This is a genomic window from Akkermansia muciniphila (genome assembly GCF_900184965.1).
Lineage (GTDB): Bacteria > Verrucomicrobiota > Verrucomicrobiia > Verrucomicrobiales > Akkermansiaceae > Akkermansia > Akkermansia muciniphila_A.
This window is the reverse complement of the sequence record NZ_FXYA01000003.1, coordinates 83,743-109,329: the sequence shown is the minus strand read 5'-3', so window position 1 is coordinate 109,329 and position 25,587 is coordinate 83,743. Positions and strand designations below refer to the sequence as shown.

25 protein-coding genes are annotated in these 25,587 nt (G+C 56.9%); 9 read left to right on the top strand and 16 right to left on the bottom strand.

The genetic code is table 11. The features are described 5' to 3' along the window. Window positions 1-6: 6 nt before the first annotated feature. Window positions 7-1,650, bottom strand: coding sequence for a hypothetical protein (locus CI070_RS01200; RefSeq protein ID WP_094136308.1), 1,644 nt, complete (start codon window positions 1,648-1,650; stop codon window positions 7-9). A gap of 261 nt (window positions 1,651-1,911) precedes the next feature. Here CI070_RS01200 and thrS point away from each other — a divergent pair, with 261 nt between their 5' ends. After that, on the top strand, window positions 1,912-3,804 hold the full coding sequence (thrS, locus tag CI070_RS01190) for a threonine--tRNA ligase (RefSeq protein WP_094136306.1): 1,893 nt from the start codon (window positions 1,912-1,914) through the stop codon (window positions 3,802-3,804). 39 nt (window positions 3,805-3,843) lie between these two features. Then, complete coding sequence (gene infC / locus CI070_RS01185; RefSeq protein WP_094136305.1) at window positions 3,844-4,482, top strand: translation initiation factor IF-3; 639 nt, start codon at window positions 3,844-3,846, stop codon at window positions 4,480-4,482. 370 nt (window positions 4,483-4,852) lie between these two features. On the opposite strand, the gene CI070_RS01180 is transcribed toward infC, so the two are convergent. The 3 genes from CI070_RS01180 to CI070_RS01170 form a co-directional block, all read right to left on the bottom strand. Next, window positions 4,853-6,085 (bottom strand): DUF418 domain-containing protein, encoded by a 1,233-nt coding sequence (locus tag CI070_RS01180; RefSeq protein ID WP_094136304.1) that lies wholly within the window; start codon window positions 6,083-6,085, stop codon window positions 4,853-4,855. A gap of 4 nt (window positions 6,086-6,089) precedes the next feature. Further along, window positions 6,090-7,265, bottom strand: coding sequence for a 1-deoxy-D-xylulose-5-phosphate reductoisomerase (locus tag CI070_RS01175; RefSeq protein WP_094136303.1), 1,176 nt, complete (start codon window positions 7,263-7,265; stop codon window positions 6,090-6,092). Between the two features lie 87 nt (window positions 7,266-7,352). Continuing rightward, window positions 7,353-8,942: a DUF4153 domain-containing protein gene (locus CI070_RS01170; protein WP_094136302.1), complete on the bottom strand. Its 1,590-nt coding sequence runs from the start codon at window positions 8,940-8,942 to the stop codon at window positions 7,353-7,355. 196 nt (window positions 8,943-9,138) lie between these two features. Here CI070_RS01170 and coaD point away from each other — a divergent pair, with 196 nt between their 5' ends. Beyond that, entirely contained in the window at window positions 9,139-9,648 is a 510-nt protein-coding gene (coaD, locus tag CI070_RS01165) for a pantetheine-phosphate adenylyltransferase (protein WP_094136301.1), read from the top strand. Window positions 9,649-9,672: 24 nt separating this feature from the next. On the opposite strand, the gene CI070_RS01160 is transcribed toward coaD, so the two are convergent. From CI070_RS01160 to CI070_RS01145, 4 genes are all read right to left on the bottom strand, one after another. After that, window positions 9,673-10,035, bottom strand: coding sequence for a peptide chain release factor family protein (locus CI070_RS01160; protein WP_094136300.1), 363 nt, complete (start codon window positions 10,033-10,035; stop codon window positions 9,673-9,675). Then, a complete protein-coding gene (locus tag CI070_RS01155) occupies window positions 10,022-10,576 on the bottom strand; it encodes a hypothetical protein (RefSeq protein ID WP_094136299.1) in 555 nt (184 codons plus the stop codon). Before CI070_RS01155 ends, CI070_RS01160 begins: the two co-directional genes overlap by 14 nt. Beyond that, window positions 10,563-11,948 carry a UTP--glucose-1-phosphate uridylyltransferase gene (locus CI070_RS01150; RefSeq protein WP_094136298.1) on the bottom strand — a complete coding sequence of 462 codons (1,386 nt, stop codon included), beginning with the start codon at window positions 11,946-11,948 and terminating at the stop codon, window positions 10,563-10,565. The genes CI070_RS01155 and CI070_RS01150 overlap by 14 nt, the downstream gene beginning before the upstream one ends. Window positions 11,949-12,046: 98 nt before the next feature. After that, window positions 12,047-12,790: a class I SAM-dependent methyltransferase gene (locus CI070_RS01145; protein WP_094136297.1), complete on the bottom strand. Its 744-nt coding sequence runs from the start codon at window positions 12,788-12,790 to the stop codon at window positions 12,047-12,049. A 156-nt stretch (window positions 12,791-12,946) separates the two neighbouring features. Here CI070_RS01145 and CI070_RS01140 point away from each other — a divergent pair, with 156 nt between their 5' ends. Beyond that, window positions 12,947-13,795 carry a hypothetical protein gene (locus tag CI070_RS01140; protein ID WP_094136296.1) on the top strand — a complete coding sequence of 283 codons (849 nt, stop codon included), beginning with the start codon at window positions 12,947-12,949 and terminating at the stop codon, window positions 13,793-13,795. Between the two features lie 107 nt (window positions 13,796-13,902). Then, window positions 13,903-14,493, top strand: coding sequence for a tetratricopeptide repeat protein (locus CI070_RS01135; RefSeq protein ID WP_046435598.1), 591 nt, complete (start codon window positions 13,903-13,905; stop codon window positions 14,491-14,493). Here CI070_RS01135 and CI070_RS01130 read toward each other — a convergent pair. Genes CI070_RS01130 through CI070_RS01120 form a run of 3 tightly spaced genes read right to left on the bottom strand, consistent with a single transcriptional unit; the run spans window position 14,463 to window position 16,550 of the window. Continuing rightward, the gene (locus CI070_RS01130; protein WP_094136295.1) at window positions 14,463-15,332 is read right to left on the bottom strand and encodes a LicD family protein; all 870 of its coding nucleotides are present in this window, start codon (window positions 15,330-15,332) and stop codon (window positions 14,463-14,465) included. The two genes, CI070_RS01135 and CI070_RS01130, sit on opposite strands and share 31 nt — an antisense overlap. Then, entirely contained in the window at window positions 15,329-15,718 is a 390-nt protein-coding gene (tagD, locus tag CI070_RS01125) for a glycerol-3-phosphate cytidylyltransferase (protein WP_046435594.1), read from the bottom strand. Before tagD ends, CI070_RS01130 begins: the two co-directional genes overlap by 4 nt. A 46-nt stretch (window positions 15,719-15,764) precedes the next feature. Next, on the bottom strand, window positions 15,765-16,550 hold the full coding sequence (locus tag CI070_RS01120; RefSeq protein WP_094136294.1) for a glycosyltransferase family 32 protein: 786 nt from the start codon (window positions 16,548-16,550) through the stop codon (window positions 15,765-15,767). Window positions 16,551-16,831: 281 nt separating this feature from the next. On the opposite strand from CI070_RS01120, the gene CI070_RS01115 reads away from it, so the two are divergent. Both CI070_RS01115 and CI070_RS01110 read left to right on the top strand, forming a co-directional pair. After that, window positions 16,832-17,773, top strand: a complete 942-nt coding sequence (locus tag CI070_RS01115) for a LicD family protein (RefSeq protein ID WP_179218378.1) — start codon at window positions 16,832-16,834, stop codon at window positions 17,771-17,773. Beyond that, window positions 17,770-19,125 (top strand): Gfo/Idh/MocA family oxidoreductase, encoded by a 1,356-nt coding sequence (locus CI070_RS01110; RefSeq protein WP_094136292.1) that lies wholly within the window; start codon window positions 17,770-17,772, stop codon window positions 19,123-19,125. Before CI070_RS01115 ends, CI070_RS01110 begins: the two co-directional genes overlap by 4 nt. Here the strand turns inward: CI070_RS01110 and CI070_RS01105 are convergent, their stop codons facing one another. The 4 genes from CI070_RS01105 to CI070_RS01095 all read right to left on the bottom strand — a co-directional run bounded on the left by CI070_RS01105 (window position 19,126) and on the right by CI070_RS01095 (window position 21,922). After that, complete coding sequence (locus tag CI070_RS01105) at window positions 19,126-20,085, bottom strand: hypothetical protein (RefSeq protein WP_094136291.1); 960 nt, start codon at window positions 20,083-20,085, stop codon at window positions 19,126-19,128. A 49-nt stretch (window positions 20,086-20,134) separates the two neighbouring features. Continuing rightward, window positions 20,135-20,416, bottom strand: a complete 282-nt coding sequence (locus CI070_RS13730) for a hypothetical protein (protein ID WP_215833446.1) — start codon at window positions 20,414-20,416, stop codon at window positions 20,135-20,137. Then, entirely contained in the window at window positions 20,413-21,552 is a 1,140-nt protein-coding gene (locus CI070_RS01100; protein ID WP_218823890.1) for an aminotransferase class I/II-fold pyridoxal phosphate-dependent enzyme, read from the bottom strand. Before CI070_RS01100 ends, CI070_RS13730 begins: the two co-directional genes overlap by 4 nt. Before the next feature lie 73 nt (window positions 21,553-21,625). After that, window positions 21,626-21,922: a hypothetical protein gene (locus CI070_RS01095; RefSeq protein ID WP_094136290.1), complete on the bottom strand. Its 297-nt coding sequence runs from the start codon at window positions 21,920-21,922 to the stop codon at window positions 21,626-21,628. An 8-nt stretch (window positions 21,923-21,930) separates the two neighbouring features. Here CI070_RS01095 and CI070_RS01090 point away from each other — a divergent pair, with 8 nt between their 5' ends. Beyond that, window positions 21,931-22,950 carry a LicD family protein gene (locus tag CI070_RS01090; protein ID WP_046435584.1) on the top strand — a complete coding sequence of 340 codons (1,020 nt, stop codon included), beginning with the start codon at window positions 21,931-21,933 and terminating at the stop codon, window positions 22,948-22,950. A gap of 86 nt (window positions 22,951-23,036) precedes the next feature. Beyond that, window positions 23,037-25,073 (top strand): alpha amylase C-terminal domain-containing protein, encoded by a 2,037-nt coding sequence (locus tag CI070_RS01085; protein WP_094136289.1) that lies wholly within the window; start codon window positions 23,037-23,039, stop codon window positions 25,071-25,073. 123 nt (window positions 25,074-25,196) lie between these two features. Here CI070_RS01085 and CI070_RS01080 read toward each other — a convergent pair whose 3' ends face one another. Next, window positions 25,197-25,577, bottom strand: coding sequence for a PEGA domain-containing protein (locus tag CI070_RS01080; RefSeq protein ID WP_094153250.1), 381 nt, complete (start codon window positions 25,575-25,577; stop codon window positions 25,197-25,199). Window positions 25,578-25,587: the final 10 nt, after the last annotated feature.

Here is a 25,587-nt window from a genome sequence, read left to right as displayed (position 1 = left end):
ATGTCGTCAGGAAGCTTTTGGTTCCTCCAGTTCCAGCGGATGTTCCGCATCAGCCCCGGCGATCATCCAGCCGCCGTCCGTTTTGATAAAATACAGATTGTTGACGAAGATACTATTGGCGAAGAAACCGTTCCCGGAGGCCGGCTGCACGCCGATGGTGGCCTTGATCCCGGGACTGCCGTCTCTGGCGGCGGAAACATACGCCGCGTTGACTTTGGGAACGTCTTTTTCCTTTACCCCGATGTGCGGGGCGGGAATCCTGCTCATGGCTGTTTTCAACTGGGAAAGCGCGTCTTCAAATTTCTCCACGGAGGCGAAGTGGGCCGGGGCCAGCATGCGCATCATGGTCAGGCTGTCCCTGTTCGCCAGGGCGCGTCCGGCGGCGGTTACGGCCTCTTCCGGAGAGGGAAAGGCCAGTGGAGGATACGTCCGGTGGAAATCCGCCATGATGCGGGAGGTGGTGGATTCGTCCGGTTTCAGGTTCCAGGAAGTGAAAGCGTCCGTCAGGTTCATCTTGAAGACGGGCTGGCCGTCTGTGGGATCCGTGGTTTTTTCCAGCGCGTAACGGTAAATGAGAGCGGGTTTGTCGATGTTCGGCATGCTCATGCGAGGCGGCAGGATGGTCAAGGCTCCAATGCTGTGGATGTCCCTGCCGTTCTTCTTCGCGTGGTTTTTATTGGCATCCTTCTGCTGGCCTTCTTCACGGCTGTTCGGCTCCAGCTGGTCGTCCGGGTGGGGGCTCAGGGGAACCAGGATGGTGTTCGGAAAGGTCATGAAGCTGAGGTGGGTAGGCTGGATATAGCGGTTTTCCTCCCTTCTGTCCTGGAGGCGCATGGCTTTGACTACGGGAGTGAGGCGCGCGCTCTGGGTAATGGAGGATTCTTCGTAGTACGGGGGAACGAGCAAGGCGGCGATGAGGGCCGGGTCGTTCCCCTTCACCGTCCGGATAATCAGGTTCTTAAGTTCGTCGTCCGTTGTTCCCTTGACGGCTTCCCGGCGGAAGCGCTTGATGTGTCCCAGGGCAGTTTTGACGGCGGCTACGGAGTACTGGCGGGCAAGGCCGAAAATTTTCTTTCTGGCTTCCGAGGACAGTTTTTCCGCTTCTTCCCGGATGCGGTCGTCAAAAGGAAGGAATGTGTTGTCAAAGCTTCCGGGAGTCAGGGAGGCCTTCCACTGGCCCCCTTTTTTCACCAGAGCCACGGCGGTGGCCGCATAGACGTACGGGTTGGTCTTGTCCGGCAGCAGGATGTAGGCCATCGCCAGGTCGCCTTCGGCAATGATGGAGTTTTCATCCACAAAGGGGGGGCGTTCCGGGGCCGCTCCGGTGACATACCCCTGGACCGCCTCCAGACGGGAAAGGATGCTCTTTAGCCTGAGCTGGCTTACAAAGGGGGAAGTGGCGGGCAATGACTGGTATGGCTCGTGTTCCCAGTCCGTTTTTTCCTGAAGGGCGCGGAGCAGCAGTTTGGCCGCGTTCAACGGCGTGCTCTGATCCGGAACGGGGCCGGGGGCCGGGGCCTTGTTTTCCGGCGCCTGGTCCATATTAATTTGGAAACGGACAGGAGAGCCGTCAGGCGGCTGGTCGCCCCGGGAGAACCCGAAGGAAAGGCAGAGGCAGAAAAGAGGGAGGGAGAGGGGGAGGATGTTCATGAGAGCCGGTCGCCACTATGGCATAAACGGCTGCGGGTGTAAATCATTCGTTGGAAGCGTTGACGCGGTCTTTGAAGCGGGGCGGCCAGCCGTGACGCCACGGGAAAAGGAACGAGAGAGGGTAAAGGAAAAGGATGCGTTCAAGAAGAATCCGCCATCCGGACGGAAGGGCTTTTCCGCAGCGTTCATGCCTTGAATTTTCGGGAAGAAAGTCTTTTTGCATTTGCCAACAGCGTTTAAGAGGGGTTTACTAATGCGCGTATGTCCGAACACAAGGAAAGAAAGACTCTTGAAGAACGCCAACAGATGTCTGATCTGGAACGGCTGCGCCACTCCTGCGCGCACGTTCTGGCTACGGCTGTCTGCCGCCTCTGGCCGGATGCCCAGCTGGCCAGAGGCCCCGCCGTGGACAACGGTTTTTATTATGACGTGGAGCTGGAGCATCGCATCAGCACAGAGGATTTTGAGCGCATAGAAGAGGAAATGAAAAAGGTGGTGAAGGAAAACCAGGTTTTCCAGAAGGAAATTATTTCCCGCGCGGATGCCATGAAGATGGCGGAATCCGGGGAATTAGGCGCCCTGGGGCCCCGCAACGAGCCTTCCCGTTTCAAGATCGACCTGTTGAACGACATCCCGGAGGACGAGGAAATTTCCCTCTACCGCAACGGAGATTTTACGGACCTGTGCGCCGGCCCCCATGTAGGCCGCACGGGCAACTGCAAGGCGTTCAAGATCATGAGCGTTGCGAGCGCCTTCTACAAGGGGGACAAAAACCGTCCCATGCTCCAGCGCATTTACGGCACCTGCTTCCCGAACCGCACCCAGCTTGACGAGCATCTGGAACGGCTGGAGGAAGCGCGCCGCCGGGACCACCGCAAACTTGGCCGCGAACTGGGCCTGTTCTGCATTGACGAGTCCGTGGGCCAGGGGCTCATCCTCTGGAAACCCAAGGGGGCTCTCATCCGCCGTTCCCTGCAGGACTTCATCACCGAGGAACTGGACAAGCTGGGCTACTCCCAGGTGTACACGCCCAACATCGGCAAGCTGGACCTGTACCGCACGTCCGGCCACTTCCCGTATTACCAGGAAAGCCAGTACGCGCCCATCCCGGAACGGGACGCCATGGAGAAGCTCAGCCAGGAAGGGGCGTCCTGCGCGGAATTGTTCAATGGACTGGCCACCGGCACTATTGAGGGCTACATGCTCAAGCCGATGAACTGCCCCCACCACATCAAGATTTACGCGAATGACGCCCATTCCTACCGGGATCTTCCCGTGCGGCTGGCGGAGTTCGGCACGGTGTACCGCTGGGAACAGAGCGGAGAACTGGGCGGCATGACGCGCGTGCGCGGTTTCACGCAGGATGACGCCCACATCTTCTGCACGCCTGATCAGCTGGCCGGGGAAATCCGCCAGTGCCTGGGCATCGTGAAAACCATTTTCGGCACGCTGGGCATGACGGACTACCGCGTGCGCCTTTCCATGCGCGACCCGGAAAGCGACAAATACGTGGGTTCCCCGGAAAACTGGGACAAAGCGGAACAGGCCCTGCGGGAAGCCGCGGAATGGCTGGGGGCGGACTACAGCGAGGAAGCTGGGGAAGCCGCCTTCTACGGCCCCAAGATCGACTTCATCGTGCGCGACGCCATTGGCCGCGAATGGCAGCTGGGCACCGTGCAGGTGGACTACAACCTGCCGGAACGCTTTGACCTCCATTACACCGGAGCGGACAACAAGCCGCACCGGCCCGTGATGGTGCACCGCGCTCCCTTCGGCTCCATGGAACGCTTCACGGGGCTTCTGATTGAACACTTTGAAGGGAAATTCCCCACCTGGCTTTCTCCGGAACAGGTGCGCGTGCTGCCCATCTCCGACAAAGTGACGGACGTGGCCGCCGCGCATCGCGCCGCCCTGGCCTCCAGGGGCGTGCGCGTCACAGTGGACGAAACGCCGGACAAAATCGGAGCCAAAATCCGCAACGCCCGCCTGGACCGCGTTCCCTACATGCTGGTGCTCGGCCAGCGGGAGGCGGAAGACGGCACCGTCTCCGTCCGCCACCGGGACAAGGGGGACCTGGGCGCGATGCCTTTTGAGCAATTCGCGGACCTCGTGGCCCGGGAAATCGCGGAGCGTCATATTTCTCCCGTGATTTGAGTTGCCAAGTTATTCCTTTTAGTTTAGTAGTATCCGGACGTGCCAACCAAGCCAACGAAGAATAATGACGGAAATCGCCGCCGTGAGCGCGGCGATCAGACTCGGATCAATGAACGGATTCGCGCGCCCCGCGTGCGGGTAGTGACTGCCAACGGCGACCAGCTGGGCGTCATGAACACGCGCGATGCGCTGGAAAAAGCCAAGGCTCTGGGTCTGGACCTGGTGGAAGTGGCCGGCAATGCCGATCCGCCCGTATGCCGGGTGGTTGATTACGGCAAATACAAATACCAGCAGGCCAAACTGCAGAAAAACAACAAGAGCCGAACCGTCAAGCTCAAGGAAATCAAGCTCCGCATCGGTACGGATACCAATGACTATAACGTGAAAATGGCCCGTACGGAAAGCTTCCTGGACCATGGCCACAAGGTTCGCTTCCAGCTCCGTTTCCGTGGTCGTGAAAACGCCCACCAGGAACTTGGCTACGACGTCTTCAACAAAGTCATCGCGGACATGAAGACCATGGCGCAGGTGGACCAGGCCCCGCGCCTGGCCGGCAACACCATGCACATGGTGCTCTCCCCGCTCCCCGCCCAGCAGCGCGTGAAAAAATTCACCGCCCACCTGGATAAGGACTTCGATTCCGAAGATTCCGCCTTTGACGCGGAAGATGACGAGTAAAACGGCATTTTTTCTTTTTCAGGCTTTCCGCCCTTATAAGGCGGAAAGCCTTTTTTACGGGCGAATGCTTTTCTATAGAGACCCGGGGAATTCTCCCGGAGTCGCTGGAGGAATTGTTTCTTTCCGTTCAATAGGAATCTGGAAACCGTCCGGAACGCCTGGAGAAGATATTGCTCCATTACGAGGATATGGAGCCGATTCGTGGCTGCCGGGTATGTGCAAAAGACGCTATGCCGGGTATTTAAGCATCGTTCTCACTTCCTGAAGAGCAGGAATGGTTTTATTCCGGGCCGGATGCAGGAGGCTATGCGTTCTATTCCTCCTACGTTCGGAGAAACCGGGATGGAACGGGAAGAAGGTGAATAATATCTCAATTTTCTTTGGACATTCGTTTGCAGAAAGGCTGCATGCGGCACATGGTGGCGGTGCGCCAGAGCCATTCCAGGGGGCCGTACAGGAAGCGGGTGAGCCAGAGGCGGCAGGCCCAGGCCTGGAGGAGGAAGACGGCAACGGCCGCGCACAGGCATGGCCACGGCCCCATGTCCTGGGCCAGGCCCAGCCCCCACCCGAAGAAGAGGAAGGTGAAGACCAGAGTCTGGGTGACGTAGCAGGTCAGCGTGCATTTGCCGGCGCTGCTGAGCAGCCGGGTGGGCAGGGGAAGGCCGGGATGGGTGAACAGCAGGACGGCGGCGGAGACGAAAGCCACGGTATAGGAGAGGTTTTCCCATGGATGCAGGAGGCGGGCTGCATCCGCTTCCAGAGGGGCGCCCAGCTGCGGGATGAGGTACAGACGCATTGCCAGCAAAGCCAGGAACAGGAGCCCGGCCACGCCCAGCGTCCGCAGGAACAGGCGGCGTTTATTGGGCGCGTCTTCAAAGGCGCGCCATCTGCCCGCCAGCATGCCCAGGATGAAGAGGCCCATCGTCTGCCAGAGGCGGCCGCTGAGCAGGAAGAACTGCCATTTGCCCGCCTGGCCCTGCGTCAGGTTCCACAGGGCCGCCTGGCTCCAGCTGCCGTGGGCGTACAGGAATTCCCGCGTGGGGCCCGCAGCCGGGGAGCCCGTATGGAACCAGCCGGAGGAGTGGGGCCACCAGGCCGCCAGCCCGGCATGGTTCAGCAGGTCCATAAGCATGACCGGCTGAATCAGGCACAGGGCACAGAGGGTGATGAGCAGGGGAGTACCGCATTTGTAGAGCATGACCAGGGCAAAGCCCAGGGTGCCGAAGAGGGTGAGGATGTCTCCGTCATAGAACAGGGTATGCGCCAGACCCAGCAGGAACAGGAGCGTCAGGCGCCACATGAAGCGTTTCCGGAAGTCGATTCCTTGTTGCTCCCGCCTGTCCAGCTGGATGAAGAAGCTGAGGCCGAACAGGAAGGAGAAGAGCAGGAAAGATTTGCTGACAAAGAGATGTTCATAGGCCCAGTCCGCCGCGCTGTTGGCCGCGGCCTGCCATCCCTCCGCCGGGGGCATGGGAAGGTACAGGTTGAAGTGGTCGTGCGTGTGGACGATGACGATGCCCAGCAGGGCCAGAGCCCGGAGGATATCCAGAATGGTGATGCGCGCGGCCGGGAGCGGCGTTCCGGCGGGAGTCCGGGCGGTCATGGCGTCAGCAGGGGCGGGAAAAGGATGGGAGCAGTTCCGCCGCGCGCCTCCTGGCCCATTGGTCCGCTTCCAGGATGGGGGCCAGTTCCCCGCGGGGATCCGCCGGGGTGTGGTCGTCCATGACGGCCTCCACCAGTTTCCAGATGCCGGGGAAGGAGATCTGGCCGTGGATGAAGGCATTCACCGCCGCTTCGTTGGCGGCGTTGTAAACGGCGGCCAGGGTGCTGTTGCCGGCTCCGGCCCTGCGCGCCAGGTTCAGGGCGGGGAAGACGTCCGTGCGGGGTGCCTCGAACACCAGTCGGCCGATTTCCGCAAAATTGAGCTGCTTCAGGGAGTTGGGAACGCGGTCCGGCCATGTGACGGCGTACTGGATGGGGAAGCACATGTCCGAGCTGCTCATCTGGGCCAGCACCGTGCCGTCCCGGTATTCCACCATGGAGTGCACAATGCTCTGCGGGTGGACGATGACGTCCACTTTTTCCATGGGAACGTCAAAAAGCCAGCGGGCTTCAATCATTTCCAGCCCTTTATTGAACAGGGTGGCGGAGTCTATGGTGATTTTGCGGCCCATGCTCCAGGTGGGGTGCTTGAGGGCCTGTTCCAGCGTGACATGCTCCAGATCTTCCCTGTTCCAGGTGCGGAAGGGACCGCCGGAGGCCGTCAGAATCAGGCGGGAGACGGCTTCCGGGCCGCCGTGGTTGCCGTTCAGGCACTGGAAAATGGCGTTGTGTTCGCTGTCCACCGGAAGCACCTGCACACCGGCCCGGCGGGCTTTTTCCATGACGATTTGCCCGGCCATGACCAGAATTTCCTTGCTGGCGATGGCCAGGTCCTTGCCTGCTTCAATAGCGGCCAGCGCGGGCTTGAGACCGGCGGTTCCCACGATGGAGATTAACACCATGTCCGCTTCTGGGAGCTGCGCCAGGCGGCACAGCCCTTCTTCTCCCGTTTCCACCTGCGCGCCGGGGAGAGCGCGCGCCAGCTCGTCCGCTCCGGACGGGTCAAAGATGCATACGCTGCGCACGTTGAATTCGCGCGCCTGGCGGGCCAGCGCCTCCACGCTGGTTCCTGCGGCCAGCCCCACGATTTCCATTCTGTCCGGAATATCCCGGGCGACTTTCAGGGCGCTGGTTCCGATGGAGCCGGTGGAGCCCAGGATGACGACGCGTCGTTTCTGCATAACGGAGAAGCATCATGCAAAAAATACGGTCCCTTGACAAGCCGGGGGGATGAAAATTTTCCCCGCGCCGCATGGGCCGTTTTTCCGTCAGTTCGGCTTCATTCCGGTGGGCCGGGAGGAAGGCCTCCACGCATTCGTGCCGTAGGTGGCTTGCGCCGTGGGTTCGGGGAGCTGCTGGAACTGCATTCTCTGCCGGTCTCTTTTCCATTTCCGCAGATTGAGGGAACGCCAGTTCCAAATGCGGCTTTTGGCATTGAGGGCTTCCCGGGTCATGGCGTAAACATTGGCTCCGGCTTCCGTCTCCCCTCCCAGCCGGCGATAGACGGCTATGGCAAAAGGGATGTTGTCCCGGAGTTCAAAGCGCGGCAGGTCTCCATCGCTGAAGTACCAGTCCGGATGCTCGTCCATCGTCATCAAATTCAGGTCGCCGCTCAGTTGGAACGGACTGCGGAGTCCGGTCAGAGCCAGAAAAACGAGGGCGATGGCTCCGCAGAGCTTCCCATAACGCAACCAGTTTCCATTGCCGGCCATGTAGCGGAAGAGAAGATACAGGAAGAAGGTTCCCATCAGCAGATAGATGCCGGCCGTAACGCGGTTGGGGGAAAAGCCGAAATCTTTTATCTGGAAATACAGCCTCATGCCAACGCTGGCGGCGAGCAGACCTGTTTGCGCCGCCAGGATGAAGCCCAAGACAGTTCCCGTTTTTGATGCCCGCACGGAACCTTCCGGACGGAACAGAACCAGCAGCGTGACGGCGGAAAGAAAGGCCGCCAGCATGATGGAGTCCGCTCCGTCGTGTAAATAGACGGTCTGGGAGATGCCGTCAGGCACGCTCCCCCTCCATAAAAACGCCACATCCGTACCGTTGTTGACCAGAAAGGCCAGGTTGATGAACAGCAGGGACACGGCGGGAAGGCAGGGAAGCCACGGGCGTCCTGGGCGCACGGGATGCTGTTCCGGAAAGGATGAGCAGGGGCGCGGCGCGGTTACGATGCCGAAGGCCAGGGCTCCCAGGCACCACAGGAGGATATCCGCAATGGTTCCCATATCCGGAATCAGCCAGGAGAAATAATTGCAGAACCATTGGTTCATGGCTGATTTGAAGGCGGCGACTACGGGGTTTCCTCCCGCAAAGATGGATAGGAAGATCAGAAACAGAATCACTCCGATGGCGACGCTGCCTGCAAGCGGAATTTTCCCCAGGACTTTTCCGATTGCCTCTTTTGCCTGGGTCATTCGGAAAAATTTGTAGCCCCACCAGGAGACGTACCGTTTGGCGGGATCGAAGCTGTTGCCTTCCTTCCGCGGCAGGAAGGTCATCACGACGGGGAGCCCCAGCCCGATGAGCATGTTATAATGGGTGAAGGAAGACAGGTTGATTCCTGTGGCGGCGGCATTCAGCACGGCCATGAAAACGAGAAACGCCTGCTCCTTCCGGCTGAGATCCGTTCGCAGGGCCAGAAAGGCCGCCGTATACAGCAGGAGACCTAACGCAGTACCGATGCCCAAGCCCTCCAATGTGCCGAACATGAAGTCAGCGGCGAAGCCGGCGGCGATCAGAACAAGGAGGGGAATATGCCCGTGTCTCCACCATGAAGGGGAAAGCAAGGGGCGCGGATCGCTGCGGAAGGAAGGAAAAAGGGACGGACGTTCTGGGAAGGGGGAAGGTTCTGCCATGGGCTGGTGGTTGGATGGTTGGTTGCAGAACAGCCGGACGCACGTTGCAAAGGCATACTCTACCTGTTTAATCTATCCGTTCTTGCTGGCGCGTCAAGCAGGGAGGGCCGGAAAAGAGCGGGACTGGACGTGAAGGAACATTCCTCCGCATGGAAAAGGGTTGTATTTTCCTCCGGAGGGCGTATAGGATGGCCGAATGAAGCGCATCGCCGTGTATGCCGGTAGTTTCGACCCTCTGACCAATGGTCATTTATGGATGATCAGGCAGGGCGCGAGGATGTTTGATGAGCTGATTGTGGCCATAGGCGACAATCCGGACAAGCGTTATACGTTTTCCCATGAGGAACGCATGGATATGCTGCGGGTGGCGCTTTCCGACATGCCGGATGTGCGCATTGCCGAGTTCCACAACCGCTTTCTGGTGGATTTCGCCAATGAACACGGGGCTACGTTCATGCTGCGCGGCATCCGTTCCACGCAGGATTACGAGTATGAACGCGTGATGCGCCATATCAATGCGGATATGGCCCCCAAGGTGTGCACGGTGTTCCTGATGCCTCCCCGGGATACGGCGGAATTGTCTTCCAGCATGGTGAAAGGGTTGATTGGTCCGGAAGGCTGGGAAAGCCAGGTGAGCCGCTATGTTCCCCATAATGTATTCGCCATGTTGAAGGAGAAGTACCGGGAGGTTTTTCCGCGTTCCTAGCGGTGATTCCGGATTTCCGTTCCGTTATTCGCTGTCCGGTGGAGAGGGGGCTGGTGCGGAACGCCTGCGCCTCCTTCTGTCTTTCTGCTTTCTCATGCGCTGGATGACGCGGGCCCTGGCGGCGCATCGGCCCGTTTGCATTTGTTCCACAGCATCGCACAGTTCCCTGCGCGCCAGAAAGCGGTTGAGTTCCCTGGATCTGTCCGCATGGCATTTGACGGCGATGCCCGTGGGCGTGTGCCTGAGATAAACGCAGTTGTTGGTTTTGTTCACTTTCTGGCCGCCGCGCCCGCTTCCGCGGACAAAGCTTTCCTCCAGGTCCTGCTCACGGATGCCCAGGGCTTCCATCCGTTCCTTGAGAGCCGCCAGTTTTTCAGGCCTGACCATAGCCGGAATATTGCAGGGTGTTGACGCGCTGCCGGACCGCATGGACCAGCATGTCCCGGCTGGCAGACGTCATGGGGCGGAGGCTGACGGCAACGGTTGAACCGTCAGCCAGGCGGAGGTTCAGCCGGCCGCCTTCCCGGTCCGCAGAGCGAATCTGCTGCCAGAAGAACCATTGCATGGCGCGCCGCGCCCGCAGAAAGGGCAGGATTTCCACGCCCACCGGGGTGACGATGACGGCCGCGTGTTTCAGGCAGCGGCGCCCCGCGGCCAGGCAGAGGACGGCGGGAACAAGCGCCGCGGCCTGCATGGCCCACAGGGGGGCGGGCAGGTACGGGGTGATTGTATCATATCCCGTGAGCTGGAGGAAAGCGGCGGTGGCTGCCAGAAGGAACCCCGCCGCCGTCAGGATGGCGCCTACCCGGTTCCGGGTGAAGCGCAGTTCCCTCTTTTGGACGGGAATGTGGCGGATGTCTTCCACGCCCAGCCCGGCCTGGACCGGACGGGGCGCGGAAGCGGGAGTATGGCGTTCAGGCTCCGGCATAGACGCCCGGGAGGATTTCCTTCGTTTCGTCGGAATCGTTTTCCATCAGCAGGGTGCCCCGGAGAACGGCTCCGTCATGGAAGTGGAAGCGGCCGCGCAAGGTCAGCTTGTCCATGCCTGCCAGGGAGGGCAGGCCCAGCCCGTCCAGGGAATCCACCAGCTTGTACAGTTTGGCATCCAGGTCCACTACCGGGGTGTTGCCCTGCCGTTCCGGAGCCAGAGCAACGTTGCCGTGTTCATCCACAACGATGGCGTCCGAACGGAGCAGGAACAGGTCGGAAGTGGTCTTGACGGGGAAGAAACGGGAACGCGGGACATTGACGGCCCTGGCTCCCGGGAAGCATTCGATGCCCGCGCCCATGGCCGTTTCCAGCTGGTACACCGGGGCGGATTTCGGATCGCGGGGGTTGAGCGTTTTTTTATTGCGGATCATGGGCAGCGGGAGCACGCCGCCGTTGGCGTCCAGAATTTCCTTGAGGGCGTCCAGGCGTATCCAGAGCGTATTGGTGTTGAAGTAGCGGTGCCTGGAGATATTCTGGAATTCGGGAATGTCCTCATCCGGGCATTGGGCCACTTCCCGCAGAATCAGCTGGCCGTCCGACTTCCTGACCGCCAGGTGGCCGCCTTTCCTGTCCGCCTCCGTGCGGCGGGTGACTTCCATGACGAAGGGGGCGCCGCTTTCCGCAAACCAGCGGAGGAAGTTCATGTCAAGCTGGGCGCCCAGATTGTCGGAATTGGAGACAAAGGCGTATTTAACGCCATCCGCCAGCAGGCGGTCCAGCCAGCCGGACCCCAGCAGGGCCGGATACAGGTCCCCATGGCCGGGCGGGCACCATTCCAACTCCGGCTGCTCCGGGCAGCTGGCCGGGGAGAGGCCGTCCGCCAGAATTTTAGGAACGCGGTTCTGCATCAGTTCCACCTGGGCAGGGTCCGCAAAGCCGTCCGCCGCGTATTTTTCCAGGTAGGCCAGCGTGTCCGCGCTGGTGGAGAAAGAATTCATCAGCAGAAGGCGCACCGGCGTGCCGGAGATGGAGCGCAGATGCTTCACCTGCCTGACGATCAAATCCAGGAACGTATCCTCTCCTTTTATTTTCAGCAGGCTTTTCGCTTTCTGGAGGCCCATGCTCGTGCCGAGGCCGCCGTTGAGCTTGATGCAGACGCACCGGGCAATCAGGTCCTTGTCCGCCGCGGGGGTGGAGGCTGTGATGTTCTGCCAGTCTTCCACCTGGTCGGCGGGCAGGATGTCCGTTTCCGGAATCATGCCGGAGTGGTTGGAAACAAGGGCTTCGTAACAACGGGAGAAAGCGTTGACGGCCGCGGCTGAAACGCCGGCAGACTCCATCTTTTCCGCAAAAGGAGTGAACGTACTCATTAATGGCTTTTGTACAAAATGCCCGGAGGCGGCTCAAGCATTATCAGCGTATCCGGAATGCCCGCGCGTTTTCTTTTTCCTGTGGGGGCTGCTCCGGATTATCTGGCTGCCGTCACCCGGATGCGCCGGTAGTCCGCCACCCATTGGGAACCGTCCCATAACTCATCTTTCAGGGAATTTTCCATTTCCTTGAAAATCTGGATGCGCTGTTCTTCGTGGAGGTTTTTCAAGTCTTCCCGGAAGAATTGGTTGGCCCAGTTGCGCAGGCCGTCAGGACCGTCTTTCAGCGGCGTGGGGCGGTCAAATTCCTTCATTGTTTCCGGGCGGAGCCCGGCTTGTTCCAGCACGCTGCCGTATTCCTCCGCGGCGGGAAAGTAAAAACGCGTTGTGTACGGGAGGCTCCTGCGTTCCAGGGCTGTCCGGAATGCTTCCCTGATGCGGAGAATATTGAAGCGGGCTCCGAATTCGCAAACCAGTTTCCCCTGTGGTTTCAGGACGCGGTAAACGGCATTTAAGAGAGTTTCCTGATCCGGTATCCAGTGGAAGGCCGCATTGGAGAAAACGATGTCGAACCTGTTGCGCCAGGGCATGAGGCAGGCGTCCAGCACGCGGAAGTCCATGCCGGGATAGAGCCGGCGGGCTGTTGCTATCATTTCTGGAGAGGAGTCCAGGCCGATGACGGACGCCGATTTTTCCAGCAGGGCGTGCGTCAGCGTACCGGTTCCGCAGCCCAGGTCCAGAATGGACTGTTCTGGATTTTCCGGTACGCAGGAGAGCAGCACTCTGCCGTATTCCGCGACAAAACCGTGTTTGTTTTCATACCATTCAGCGTTCCAGTCCATGACCTCTCCATCGTAGGGAAAAAGGGATTTTTTTTCAAGAAAGACTCTGTCTTGTTTTCATGGCATTTCTCCCGGAGGCGCTTTGTCCATTTCTCCGCGCCGTGCCGGGATTCTTCCTTGCGTTGGCGGGCGGGAAATGATTAAGATAAGCTTACTATGAAAGCAACAGCCCTGTTCCTGGCGGCTTCCGCCCTGGCCGCGGTTTCCGCCGGCGCCTATGACGGATACGGTTATGACCCCCGGCCCGCGAGTTCCTATAACAATACCATCAGCGGAGCGGCCCACATCGGCTATGATTCCCGGTATGCCTATAAGGACGTGGTGGCTTCTTCCGTGTTGAACCGCAGCGGCGTGTTCAATATCGGCGGCGAGCTGAACCTCAACCTGGCCAGGGACTGGAAGCAGGAAATCGGCGCGGAATACATGGCTTTCTGCGACGGGCTGCTGAGCGACAAGGACGCTTTTGACGCCAGCTGGAAGGCTGTCAAGGAGCTGTTCCCCAATCTTTCCTTCCGGGGCGGGTATGAGTTGAATTACGGCGGCCTACCGGGGTATTTGAGCAAGCATATGGGGAAGGCGCCCCATTCCCTTGCCCAGTCCGTCACGGCGGGGTTGGCGTATGACGATCCGGGCCACGGCTATTTTGGTTCCCTGGATGTGCAGTACGGCTTTTACGGCATGATCGGCTGGCGCGTTGACCTGAACGCGGGCAAGCGCTGGAGCGGCCTGATTCATGAAAAGGTGGATCTGGAGCTGAGCGCCGGAACAGGTTATTCCTCCAGTTACTGGGGGCCCGGCGTAGCCGGGTTTGACCAGGTTAACATCAAGCTGGCGGCTCCCGTGCGCGTAACGGGCGTGGACTCCAGCCGCGGGTTCCGGGTTATTCCCTTCATCCAGCTTGACTGGGCGGGGAACACCCGTTCCGAACTCCGCCGCTACGCCGGCATGAACGCGATTGAGGATTTCCGCATCCGTGTGGGCGTGGAAGCCGTTTACCGTTTTTAAGCGAATGCTCCGCGGCCCCTTTCACCGGGAAGGGCCGCGGAGGCCGTTTCCTCCCCTTCCGGGGTGGCGCATGCCCCCACTCCCCGGCTTTCCTTAAATCCCCTGCCATGTTGAAAATGATTTTTCTGCTGGCCCGGCGTATATTTATACGGCTGCTGCTGGCGCTGCTTCCGCTGGGCCTGTTTATGTTCCTGGCGCAGGCCATTCCCCTTTCCCCACTGCAATCCCTGCTGGCACTGGTTCCGGTGATTGCCTTTGAAGTGTGGCTCGTCATCAGGCATCTGCTGCCCGTCATGGGGGAGCTGGTGACCAAGACGCTGTATTCCTCCAATATTACTACGGATGAGGAAGTGCTGGTGGAGGCTTCCAGGCGCATGCTGAATTCCGGGGATCCCCAGGGCGCTCTGGAATTGCTGGAACGCTACCGGAAGGAGAATCCGGGGCTGGTGCGTTCCTGGCTCATGGAATCCAGCCTGCTGAACGATATGCGCCGGTACGCGGATTCCGTCAACGTCCTTCAGAAAGGTCTGGAATACGGAAGATGGCGCAAGGAGGACCGGGCTCTGTTCCTGTACAAGATAGGAGCCATTTACGAGTCCCAGCTCAATGCCCCGGACAGGGCCCGGAAATATTGGGAGGAAGCTGCGGATAAATATCCCGATACGGCCTATGGCCGCTCCGCCCTGGACAAACTCTGACCGGAATCGGGAACGGAGCAAAGGTTTTTGATGTAAATTTCGCCCGGCGTTATGTGCGTGGGGATTCTTTTTTCCGGAGGCGGCGGAGTCATGTAATTTCCGTACACGCAACGCAGGTAGCCATCGGCGTTTCCCATGGCGTCAAATTGGAATCCTTCAAAAGGCACGGCTTGATTTCCTTGATAATACGCGCCGGGAACTTTTTCTTTTGTGCCATATCCCCAGATGACATTGCCGGCCCAACGGGATTTTTCCCATGAATAGCGTCTGGCGATCCAATGACTTATTTTGTTCCAGCGGGCGGACGCCGCTCCCAAGGTGAGCGTTTTAAACATGAACAGAAACAACTGTTTCGGAAGGCTCCTGCCTTTTACCCGCAGATGAAGGCTGGCCAGCGTGGTGGCATGGCGGAACAGTCTGTGAAGGTATAGATAGGCGTTGGCGGCAATGAGGGATTTCGGCATGCCGTCAAGAGGGAAAATGTCAATGTGCAGTCCTATGCGGACTCTCTCTTTTCCCTTTCCAACCATGATGGTGCGGGTGTCTTCCAGTTTCATGAACGGGTAGAAGTAATCCGGCCTGGTGCGGGAATCATTTAATTCCAGATGTGCCGGATGCGGAGAAGTGTGGTAAAGATGAAACAGCCGTTCATAATCTTCCCGGGGCATAAGTACGTCAATGTCATCATCCCACGGAATGAAACCCTGATGGCGCAATGCCCCGATCAGGCTTCCCGCGTATAGGGAATAACGTAAATTTTCTCTGTGGCAGAATTGATGAAATTCCTGTAAGATCTCAACCAGAATCCGTTTCGCCTGGGGTGCGGAGATTTCTTTCATCGGATTTTCAGATGATTTTTTATCCGGGTCGTGGAAATTTCCGGAGTCCGTTCCAGGTAGACGACTTCACATATGTCTTTTAGAAAATCGAATTTTCCTTCCCAGTCATTTCCCATGACAAAGATGTTGACGTTGTGCTTGATGATGTCTTCCCGCTTCTGTTCCCAATCATTTTCCGGAATGATCAGGTCCACGTACCGGATGGCTTCCAGCATTTGCCTGCGGTGTTCGTAATGGAAAAAAGATTGCTTGTTTTTGATGGCATTGAATGAATCCGAAGAGAGGGCGACAATCAGATAATCCCCCAAGGCTCTGGCCCGCCGAAGCAAGTTGATATGGCCGTAATGCAACATGTCGAATGTGCCGTAGGTAATCACTTTTTTCATAATGATTTGTTTTGATCCATAGCAGGGTTGGTTTGAGCAAGAGTGCTTACTCCGATAGTGGACTGGGCGCCTTTTCCCGGCGCCACTCGTATTCCTTTTTCAGGGATATGCCTTTGAGGGCCGCTTGATAGCAGGCATAAAATTCATTTTTGCGTAATGCAATGGCTGTGTTGATTTTCCTCTTAAGCCACTTAATTTGGTGGCTGCTCCTCATGTTCAGAGCAAAATAAGAGCCGTTGTCCGGTTTCCAGGAACCGCAGCAGTGGTGAATGGAAAAGCCGCGGGAGCGTATCAAGGCCGGCTGTTCAAAAAATTCCTTGGGATAAATGGTCACCAGGTCATTGCTCCAGGTTTTTCCGTTTAATAAAAAACCGGGAATTTCGTTAATGAAATAATCTGTATAGACGGTGTTGGAGACAGGCCAGCAATCCGGTTTAATTTGATCATATAAATCAAGCAGATTCATGCAGACCGGGTGATGAGGCGGGGCATAGAGAAAAGCGGTGCCGAGAGCGCAATTATAAATGTATCCCAATGAAAAACGATGATTTACAGGAAGAAGGGATAAAGGCTTAACTAGTTCTATATCGCAGTCCAAATAAAAGCCTCCGTGCTCCGTTAAAGCCTGAAGGCGTACGACGTCTCCTAAAAACCCCCATTTTTTTTGTTCCAGACATCTTCTGCCAAACTCAAAAGCGGATACATCAATATTGTTTTCGTTCCATTCAATCAGTTCAAACTCCGGGTTGAGGTCTTTCCATCTTTGCACATTGTCCAAAACGGCGTTGGGAACAGGGCCGCCAAACCAGCAATAATGGAGCTTTCTGATCACGTGATTGAGAAACTTATTTTCCTTTCACTCTGCGGATTGCCTATCCGCTGTCATGCTCCGAATAGTTGAATTCCAAGATTGTCAAATGGTTACTATATCCTACACCTTTTTATTTTTCCGTTTTTTCCACAATCAAAATTCTCCTATCATGTTTTCATTCAGATTTTTCTGTTGACTTCTGATAGGCAATCCGCTATCCAGCGGCAAGGCAAAGAAACAGAGGGTAGTAGAGTTTCAAAAGCGGAGTTTTTTACAGACTGAATATGGCAGGACTGGGGCGTATGAAATACATGGTGCTTTGCAATCTTCCCTACCGTTTGCGGAAAATCGCCGGACGGGTCGCGAAGAAATGCAGGAGAAGGAGGGACCGGTCCCTTGATGCGAAGCTGGAGGATATCCGCAATCTGCTTATTTATAACCACCCTATTTCCTCAGTTCCTCCGGCTACGGGAAAGTTAAGGCTTCTTCAGGACGGCAATACGGTTTTGCTGGCTCTTTTTGCGCGCAAATGCCGGGAAAACGGGCTGCGGTACTGGCTGGATTACGGGACGCTGCTGGGGGCGGTAAGGCACAGGGGCTTTATTCCGTGGGATGATGATCTGGATGTGAGCATGATGAGGCCGGAGTTTGACCGCCTGCTGGAGCTGCTTCCCGTTCTTTTTCCCCGTGAGGAAGGATTCACCTGGAACAGGCACGCCTTTCTGCAAATAGGGTATGAGGGCACCCCCCTCAACCTTGATGTGTATCCTTATCATTTTTATTCAGAGAGCCTTTCATCACCGGAACGGCATGAGAAGCTGGACAGGCTTATGAGCGGATTTAAGAAAGACGTGGTGCTGGTAGGTGCCAGGATGAACCTGACCGATGAACAGGTGCAGGAGAAAATCCGCCGGGATATTCTGGAAGGAAGGGATGCCGCCGGGGAAGAAGAAGCCCCCGGGATTTTTCTTTCTCCTGCCATTACGTTTACAAAAAACACGCACCTTTCCTATGAAACGTTCTTTCCCCTTGGCTCCGCGGAATTTGAGGGGGTGATGTTTTCCGTGCCCAACCATGCCCGCCAGTACCTGCAATTTTTTTACGGCGATTACCTGTCCTATCCGGAACGCATCCAGTTCAAGCATCCTTCCGTGAAGGCCATGGTGGAGAAGGTTCCCTTTGAGGCGGCGGTCAACCGTTTCATTGACGTTTACGGAAAGAGGATTGATGCGCCCAGGCCATGAAAACGGTTATTACCTACGGAACCTTTGATTTGCTCCATACGGGGCACATGAATCTTCTGAGGAGAGCCCGGAAACTGGGGGACCGGCTCATCGTCGGCGTAACTACGGACAGCTACGACCAGAGCCGGGGCAAGCTGAATGTCATGGAGAGCCTGGAGGAGCGCATGGAAAACGTGCGGAAGACCGGTCTGGCGGATCTCATTATTAAAGAAGAGCTGGAAGGGCAGAAGATCCATGACATACGGAAGTACGGGGCGGATGTTTTTGTGATTGGCTCCGACTGGTCGGGGAAATTTGACTATCTTCGCGAGTATTGCGAGGTGGTTTACCTGGAACGCACCAAGGGCGTTTCTTCAACAGACCTCCGTTCCGCCAGGAATCCCATTGTTTATATGGGAATTGCAGGGCACGGGCGCATAGCGGGCCGTTTTCTCCGGGAGTCCAAATATGTCAGCAATATTGAAATAACAGCCGTTTTCGGAAGGAATAAGGAGAGAGTCCGCCGTTTTGCCGAGTCTCACGCTCTGCTGGAATATGATACGGAATATGAGCAGTTCTTGGACCGGGTGCATGCCGTTTACATTGCCGTTCCCCATCATCTCCATTATGAAATGGCCAGGAGGGCCCTGTTGCGGGGGAAACACGTGTTGTGCGAGAAGCCCCTTGCCCTTGCCCGGGAGGAGGCGGAAGAGCTGTTCCGGATTGCAGCGGAGAAAGGAGTCGTTTTACTGGAAGCGCTTAAAACTGCGTTTTGCCCGGCTTTCCAGCAGTTGACCAGTTTGGCGGGCAGCGGCGTCATTGGTTCCATTAAGGCGGTGGACGCCACGTTTACCAAGCTGATAGAGGATGAGACCGCCAGGGAATATGATCCCATGCAGGCCGGAGGCGCGTGGACGGAGCTGGGTTCCTATCCCGCTTTTGCCGTCGGGAAGCTTCTGGGGACCGATCCCCGCAGGGTCCGTTTTGTGACTTGCAGAAATTCTCATACGGGCGTGGACGTGTTCACGCGCGCGGAATTTCTTTATTCCAATGCAGTAGCCACCGCCACGGCAGCCATAGGCGCCAAGCAGGAGGGGGACTTGTGCATTACCGGAACGGAGGGGTATATTTATGTGCCGGCGCCGTGGTGGAAGACGGAGATGTTTGAAGTGCGGTTTGAGGATTCCCGGCTCAACAGGAAGTATTTTGCCAATTTTGAAGGGGACGGGCTGCGTTATGAGCTCGGCGTGTTTTTGCGCCTGATTCACGGCTGTCATCATGGCAACCGTCTTTTGACCCGTGAGGATTCCATGTTCATGGCTGATGTTGCCTCCCGCTTCAGGCGTGGGGAATGTGTTGATGAAATCAGCTGATCAGGACAGGCATGCCGTTTGCCGGAAATGAAAGGAGGGAGATTTTTCCTTCTGCTCCTCAACATGAATCAGGCGGTCGTAAATGTGCTTGGCGAAGACGATATCGTGGAGGCCCAGCCCGATATTGTAGCTGAGGATGCGTTCTTCCGGAGACGTTCTTCCCACTGTTTTTCCGGCCAGAACCGGAGCTATTTCCCCAAATTGACGGAAGCGCTCAAAATGCCGGAAATTCTTAACATGGTCACGATCATCGGCAAATACCTTGTCGAAAAACAAATCACAATTTTGGAATCCCTTTGTATGTACGGGGATAACAGTAATGCCTGGTTTGAAACAGCTGTCTTCGGCAAGGATGCCCTCCGCATTAGTAATGCAGGAAATGACGGCATCTGTTCCATCAATGAGGTTATTGATGTTTTTCACTTCTTCAAAACGGATGTTGCTGTAGCATTGGAATTCTTCAATGAATTGGGGAACATGCGTTTTGTAGGAAAGAAGACGCACCGTGAAGTTTTTTTCAGGATATAACGCCAGAATGCATGCCATAGTGGCGCGGGCTGTATTTCCCAGCCCCATCAGGGAAATTGTCTGGAAATCCTGTCTGGCGAATGTTTGAAGGGCGAGGGCGGCTACTGCTCCGGTACGGGCGTTCGTGACCCAAAAAGCGTCCATAAGAGCCAGAAGCTCTCCAGTATGATAATCGTAAAGCAGTATTTCCCCATTAATGGTTTTGGCCCGTTCCGGGTAACGCGTTACAATTTTTACCCCCATGGCGTTCAGGCCGGGGACGATGCAGGGCATCGTATTCATGAATTTTCCTTCTTCAAAGGCGATGCTTGTTTTATGGGGAAGGAATACAGGTTCTTCCTCCTTGATATGGAAGGACTCTTTTACCCATTGGACTGCCTGCCGGGGAGAAATATTGAGGGAGGAAATAATTTCGTGAGGAATTGTCAGCATGGTAGGGGGATTAGAGTAAAAACGGCGTTTGGAAATAGAGAGCTAATGACTAGTTTGAATGCATGGAACACATCTCGTGCATGGCCCGGACCAGGGCATCATTGTCGGTTGCGTCCCTGACGGCGACACGGATGAATTCCCTGCCTTCAAATCCTTTTTTCCGGCTGCAATCCTTAACAAGGATGGAGTGGTTTTTCAGCAGAAGGCCGGTCAGGGTGCGAGCTTTCATGGGGGGCTTGACCTCGCACATGAAGTAGTTTGCCTGGGAAGGGAACACGTTCAGGAAAGGCACGCGGGAGAGTTCCTGCATGAAGCGGTCCCGTTCTTTCATGAAACGGTTGCACGCACGTAGGATTGCTCATATTTCCCGAAGATTTGCATGTAGAATTCCGCAATGGAATTGATGTTCCAGATGGAAACGTCTTTTTTGAGCCATGCCGCCAGTTCCCTGTCCGCGGAGGCCAGAACACCCAGGCGGAGACCCGGAACGCCGTAGGATTTGGAAATGCTTTTTACCACGGTCAGGTGGGGATATTCTTCCAGGATGTCGTCTTTCAGCAGCGTATTGTCCGGCATTCCGCAGGAGAAGTCTACAAAGGATTCATCCACGATCAGGCGTACGCCGCGGGTTTTTGTCCACTGGCAGAGGCGCAGCACATCGCCTTTCGGCAGGAAGAAGCCGGAAGGGTTTCCCGGATTGACGAGGAGCAGGGTACCAATGTCTTTCCCGGAAAAAAATTCCATCAGGTCGTCCGCCGTGTAAGTGAAATTCCGGGAAGCAGTATGGAAGGGCACCACCATATCTGGATTCAGCCGGTTGGGATATTCCTCAAAGGTAGGGTAGATGACCCCCATTTTCCCCTCCAGGCGGGACATGAGCGCCTTAATGAGTTCCGCCGCGCCGTTGCCGATGCAGATGTATTCCTGGCTGATGCCGAAGTATTTTGCCGCCAGCAGGCTATTGACCCTCATTCCGGACGGGTATTCCCTCACCAGGCGTTCAAAATTTGCCTTGAGTTCGGACATGAGGCGTTTGTTGGGGAAATAGGGGTTGACCAGGTAGCAGAAATCCCTGATGCGGGGATAGCGCCAGTAGCCTCCGTACCGGGATTCCATCAGGCGCAGGTGTTCTTCCCTGTCCGGGGTGAATATGGAAGCTGCGATGTCCAGGTCCTGGATGTCGTCTATTTCATACCATGCTTCGCCGCCGAGGCGCAGCGCCTTGATTTCCGGCTTGTCCAGCAGGGCGATGACCCGCAGCACCTGTTCGTAATATTCATTATTGCCCAGGGCTTTGCTGTAGGCTGTAAGAAAGGGGACGTAATGGGTCCGGGAGAATTCCCTGCTGAATTTGTAAATATTGACGGTTTTAAAATATTCCGTCTTTTTCTTGTAGGAGAATTTGCTTCCGGGAATGAATTGCCTGATGTTGTCGTCTTCATCCAGCGTGACGACCGTGCCGTCCATCCAGCTTTCAAATTTGGCGACGAGGGCAAGGCTGGGATAGGGGTGGCGGAGCAGGGCGTCAATAACGGAGTCTTCAAAAATCAGGTCTTTTCTTTTTACCCGTGTAATATTCCATTAACATATTCTTACAGAAATTTTTACTTTGACGGCGGATGCTCAATCCGCTTGTCGCCAATATAGTGGAAAGGGTCGGATAAGGTTTGTCCGCCATTTTGGAAAAAGCAGTTTTATGATGATGGAACGGGTGTTTTTCTCCGAAAAGAACGGCTTGTTTTTCATTGACTTGTAAGAAGTGGGAGATAAAGATTCTGAATCTGCCGGATGTGCTTTTCTGGAAAAATGAAGCATAGCCCGCGTGTTTTTTGACCAAATTTACCTATGATGAAGCTGCCATCATTCATTACCGCCGGAAGAACCGGGAAATTAGTAAGGGGAAAGCATTGGTGGGTGACGGAAGTCCGGTGCTGCGGCCTGAACGTGCTTTCTTCCTGCACGGACAGGAAGAAGCGTTTCGTCCGTCTTTTCGGCATTCCGTGCGGGCGGTTCAAGGTGGGCCGGGAAAGTGAATTTTCCCAGTTGGGCAAACTGGTTAAAGCTACCGTCCGGGCCGAGGAAATGCCCCAGGCATCCGGAGTGCTGAGGATTGTGCAGCAGGCCATGACCTGTTTTTTGAATGAGGTGGCCGGCATTCTTGAAGAGGGCGGTTATCAGTACTGGCTGGATTTCGGGACCCTGCTGGGCGCGGTGCGGCACCGGGGCTTTATCCCTTGGGATGACGACCTGGATATTTCCATGCTGCGTGAAGATTATGAGAGGTTGAGGGAGAACGCCGCCGGGCTTTTCGGTTCGCGCGGTTTCTCCGTCAGTATGGATCCGTTCATCCAGATCGGGTTGCCGGGCACGTTGTGCAATGTGGACATTTTCCCGTATGACACGGCCCCTGCCGCGTGGTCTCCGGATGCCCCTGAGGAAGGGGAGTGGCTGCTGCGCGGTTACAAGGCATCCGGAATGCTTGATTATGAGGTGGATTCCTCCTGCCGCTACCGGACGCGGTGTTCTTATGAGGAAAAGATGGCGATCCGGGACCGTGTGGTGATGGGAGGACGGCGGCCGGCGGATGGAGGAAACATTTTCCTGGGTTTTGAGATTCCTTTTGCCGGCCCGTGCCGCCATTCCTTCCGCCATGAATGGCTGTTTCCGCTTTCCCGCGTCCGGTTTGAGGGAAGGGAGTTCCCTGCCCCGCGGTTGCCTGAAATGGTGTTGTACGGCCAGTACGGGGACTGGGGAGCTCTGCCGGATTCTCCCCCTGTGCATTTTGATTTGAACCATATTTCCAAGGAGGTTCTGGCCAGGATGATGTACATGCGTGATACGGGGCGCCTTCCCGAACGAGGGTAAAGGGGCGCGCCTGTTTTCCTTCCCCTCCGGGAGCAGCCCTTCTTTCTTCCTTGACCCTTCTGATTGAGGCGGGGTATCATCGGATAATGAGAAGACCCCCGATACCCGGCTTGGTGATGGCGGACGGATGGCTCCAGCCGTATTCCCGCCAGATAAGCGACCGCCAGCGTCTGTTTGACCTGAAAATGAAGAGGATCAACCAGCGCGCCGGTTCTCTGGAGGAATACGCGCGTGGCTACCGCTATTACGGTTTCAACAGGGACGCGGAGACGGGGGCGTGGACGTACCGGGAATGGGCTCCCGCCGCCCGCAGGGTGTTCCTGATTGGAGATTTTAACGGCTGGAACCGGGAGAGCCACCCGCTGGAGCGGAATGAGCGCGGCGTGTGGGAGATTACGCTGCCGCCTGATGCGCTGGCTCACGGGCAGAAGGTGAAGGTGCACGTGGTCGGTGCGGACGGCACGGGCAGAGATCGCATTCCCGCGTGGATTACCAGGACCGTCCAGGATCCGACCACCTATGATTTTGCCGGGGAGATCTGGATGCCGGAGCGCCCCTATGAATGGCGGAATAACGGTTTTGATCCTTCCCGGGTGGAAGTTCCGTTCGTGTATGAAGCGCATGTAGGCATGGGCGGGGAAGAAGGGCGCGTGCATACGTACCGCGAGTTTGCGGACGAGGTTCTTCCCCGGATCTCCAGTCTGGGTTACAATACCGTCCAGCTGATGGCGGTCCAGGAGCACCCCTATTACGGTTCCTTCGGCTACCATGTTTCCTCCTTTTTCGCCCCTTCCTCCCGTTTCGGCGAGCCGGAGGACCTGAAATACCTGATAGACCAGGCTCACGGCCTGGGCATCGCCGTGCTGCTGGACGTGGTGCATTCCCACGCCGTGAAGAATGAGGCGGAAGGGCTGAACAATTTTGACGGTTCCGGAGGCATGTATTTCCTGCCCGGGGAGCGCGGCCGTCATCCGGACTGGGATTCCTGTTGTTTTGATTATGGCCGGGACGAGGTGATTGAGTTCCTCCTGTCCAATGTCCGCTGGTGGCTGGAAGAGTTCCGTTTTGACGGCTTCCGTTTTGACGGCGTGACGTCCATGCTGTATTTCCACCGCGGGCATGAGCCGTTCGGGGATTTGGGCGCCTACTTCGGCTCTTCCGTGGATCTGGATGCCGTGGCTTATCTGCAGCTGGCCACTACGCTGATTCAGCGGGTGAAGCCGGGCGCCATAGCGATTGCGGAGGACATGTCCGGCATGCCGGGGTTGTGCCGCCCGGTGGACGAAGGGGGGATTGGCTTTTCCCACCGTCTGGCCATGGGCATTCCCGATTACTGGATTAAGCTGCTCAAGGAGAAAAAGGATGAGGAATGGAGCATGGGAGACATGTGGTACACGCTGACCAACAGGCGCTACGGAGAGCCGCATGTGGCCTATTGCGAGAGCCATGACCAGGCCCTGGTGGGAGACAAAACTCTGGCGTTCCGCCTGATGGATGCGGAAATGTACTGGAAAATGGCCGTGGACCAGCAGAGCCTCATTATTGACCGCGGCATGGCTCTGCACAAGATGATCCGCCTGGTGACGCTGGCTACCGGGGGGGAAGGCTGGCTGAATTTCATGGGCAACGAATTCGGGCATCCGGAATGGATTGATTTTCCGCGCGAAGGCAACGGCTGGTCTTACGAATACTGCCGCCGCCAGTGGTCCCTGGTGGACAATCCTTCCCTCAGGTTCAAGTTTCTGAATGCCTTTGACCAGGCGATGGTCCGCCTGGCGCAGGAAGCCCGGCTGCTGAATAATCCGCCGCCTTTCCCGCTTAATATTGACGAGACCAACCATATCATGGCATTCCACCGCGGCGGTCTGGTATTTGTGTTCAACTGGTCCGGGGACAAGGCTATCATGGATTACATGCTGCCTGTTCCCCAGAAGGGGGAATGGCGGGTCGTGCTGGATACGGACAGCGCCCGTTTCGGCGGTTTCGGGAGGCAGGATGTTTCCATGCCGCATTTTACGGATGAGGACGGGAACCTTTCCCTGTACCTGCTGCCGCGTACGGCCCTGGTCCTGAAAAGGGCAGGTTCCGCCGTCATGGCCCGCCGCCCGGGGCGGGAGGATTAGCGTGCGGCCTCAAAAAACTGGCGGGTTGCTGATCCGTCCATGAAAGAGGCGTGCGGGACGGGTCTGCGTACCGGGCGCGGGATGAATAGGCGCTTTCCCTGCCGGAACGTGTCCGGTAGGCTGTTACCAATTTGCGGGAAGCTCCCGAAGAGGAGGCGCTCCTGAATCCGCCTTTTTCAGGCGGATGGTCAGGATGTCCGTTTTGAAGTCCTTGGACTTCTCGTTATTGCGGCCCCACAAAATGGCCCCTTGCGTGGTCATTTCCGGATAAAACGTTTTTTCCGTGGAAAGGAAGCCGGGTTTATCCGCCGCAACGTGCACGGGCTTGTGCCTGTTCAGGGAGAGCGTGACGGGGGCCTGGCCGGCGTAGTCTCCGTTCACGCGTAGGCTGGCTCCGGAAGGAATGCTGCGGATGGTGATGTCCCGGGAAGAGCTGCTGCATGAGAGGCTTGCGCCGCAGAATGCGGAGAGCAGGAGAAGATGCGGGAAAAGGCCGTGAGTCATTGCTCTGGAA